We start from the raw sequence: 2,398 nt of genomic DNA on the forward strand, positions 1-2,398 counted from the left end.
GCTGATAGACCAGGACCGCGAGTGCGATCTGGTTGATCTTGTCCCCGACCACGGAGATCATCTGGCCGACCCAGAGCTTCCTGAAGTCAGCGCTTCTCAGTGGCGCGAGCGCCGAAGCGGTCGCCGATGTCATGTCGCCCCCAACGCATCTCGAACATACGACAGCCCGCGCGCCTCCATGTCGGCGCGGGCTGCAGAACCCCTCGCGAGAGCATTCATTGTGCGCCGCGGGACCGAACCGCGTCCAGAGGGCTTCTCGCGCCTCGCCGCATCCCGTTGCGGCACGCCCTTGCGCAGGGAGAGGGGGCACCTACTGAGCCTTGAGGGGTGGCCAACTCGGAAAGCGCGCCAGGGACTGGTCATACGCTGCGGTAAGGTTACGCGCACAGTCGCCCGCGACCCTCGCCGGAGGGTGCGGTGATCAGTAGTCGAACGTGCCGTCCGGCGTCTTCAGCAGGCCCAAGGCCCGCTGCGCACGGTACACTTGCCGCCGCGCGCTCGCGGCAGCGGTGAGACAGCTTTGCAGCGTCCGCGCCTTCCGGTCGATGATCTTGTACGTGTTGTGCCGGTAGTCGCCGTCCAGAAGGCCCGCTGCCCGCAGTTCGCGCTCTGCCCTGGTCCCCGTGAAGACGATCAGCTTCCCGTCGGGTGACACGGTCTTCGCGAGTCTGCTCATCGGGATGCCGGTCTGCCGCAGGAACTCAAGGTTGGCGGTGAGTTCGTCCATGGTCGTGAACGGGTCGAACATGATGAAACCGATGCCAGTGTTCACCTTGAGGTCGCGGAGCACGTTGATCGCCTCGATGTTCTGTTCGACTCCGGTGTCCTTGTCGAAGCGCTTGAGCACCTCCGGGACTCCCGACTCGATCCCAAGGAACACCTCTTCTAGGCCCGCGCGCTTGAGGAGGGAGAAGACCTCGGGATCGACGCTTCCGGCTCGGGCTTCGATCCGGAACCTGATTCTCAGCCCACGACGGAGGATCTCCTCGGCGATGCAAATCGCCCGATCTCTTCCGCGGATCCCGGGGCCTATGAACTCGGCGTCCACGAAGAGGACCTTGTCAGTTCCCGTCGCCTGTGTCAGGCGCTGGATCTCGTCCACGACCCGCCCGGCGGATCGTGCACGGTACTTCCGACCGGGCTGGTCGTCGTAGAAGGAGGCGATACTACAGAAGCTGCATCGCCCGAAGCACCCGCGACTGCTCGATACGGAGATAGAGCCCCGCCTCGCCAGGGCTGCGGGGAGAGTATCCCGAGCGGCGTCCGGCAGCGAGTCGAGGTCGTCGATCAAGGGGCGAGCCGGGTTGACACGAATCTGGTCGCCGTCCCGGTACGTGAGCCCATCCACAGTCGCCAGATCGGCTTCTTCCGACAGGCGGGACCACAGCGCGAAGACGGTCTCCTCGCCCTCGCCTCTGACGACGAAGTCTATTTCGGAACAGTCAGCGAGGATGCGCTCGCTGACGGCGGATGGGAAGATACCTCCGGTCATGATGGATCCCTCGAACCCGTCAGCACGAAGCGCCCTGACCACCTCGACGGCATCGGGGAAGGAGTCCTGGTACGGGACCGAGAGACCGACGAGACGAGCCCCTGACTCCTTGACGATGGACGCCAGTTCAGCGACCTTGAGCGACGCCAGCGTCGCATCATGGATGGCGCATCTCACGCCGTGCTCGCGGAGGTATGCGGCGATGTAGCCGAGTCCCAGGTGCTCCTGGAGGGGCTCCTCGAGCACCGGGTATGGGGGGTTGATCAGCACAACGTCATCCATCGCCTGCTCCTCGCTCGGGGCGAACCACGCGCCGGAGCGTGGTCTATGAAGCTCCCTGCCCCGCACTCTCGAGTCTAGCACCCAGCCGACTGCGAGCGCGGGCGTCGCATCTTCGGCTTCGTCGGCTTCGTCGGTCTCCAGGGTCAGTATCGGGCGCGTCGCTGCGGCTTGAGCACCAGGTCGAACTCGGATACCTGCCTCACCGCGCCGATACCGTCCTCGCGCGAACAGCCCACAACGCGACGGCGAGTCCTCAGGCGCGTGTACAGGCGGGACGCCTGTGCCTCACGGATACGCGTCAGTACTTTCCACTCTCAGCGGCACGGTAGGCGGCGGAGGCGACGCCACATCCCCGAACAGCACATCCGGGTCGCGCAGGGCCGCGAGATCGGCTACACCGGTGAGAAGCGCACTGCCCGCGCGAGACGTGAGACCCGGTATATCGGAGGTGACTTCAAAGCGGGCCGCGGGCGCGCCTGTGGTCGCATTGCCGCCCCAACCGCTCCTCGCTATACTCGCCTGTGCGCCCGCGAGCCGCCGGAGCTGGTTTCCTCGGCGAACCTTGTCGACGTGCGGAGAGCTGACCGAGAGGCTGAAGGTGCACGACTGGAAATCGTGTGTGCG

At 65.5% G+C, this 2,398-nt stretch carries 2 protein-coding genes; both read right to left on the reverse strand.

Features of this window, described 5'->3' with window-relative positions:
- Nucleotides 1–421: 421 nt before the first annotated feature.
- Nucleotides 422–1,774 (reverse strand): radical SAM protein, encoded by a 1,353-nt coding sequence (locus Q8K99_02815; GenBank protein MDP2181484.1) that lies wholly within the window; start codon nucleotides 1,772–1,774, stop codon nucleotides 422–424.
- Between the two features lie 285 nt (nucleotides 1,775–2,059).
- Nucleotides 2,060–2,398 (reverse strand): hypothetical protein (locus Q8K99_02820; protein ID MDP2181485.1); only part of this gene is annotated, 339 nt, incomplete at its 5' end.

Source organism: Actinomycetota bacterium, from assembly GCA_030682655.1.
In the GTDB taxonomy this organism is placed as follows: domain Bacteria; phylum Actinomycetota; class Coriobacteriia; order Anaerosomatales; family JAUXNU01; genus JAUXNU01.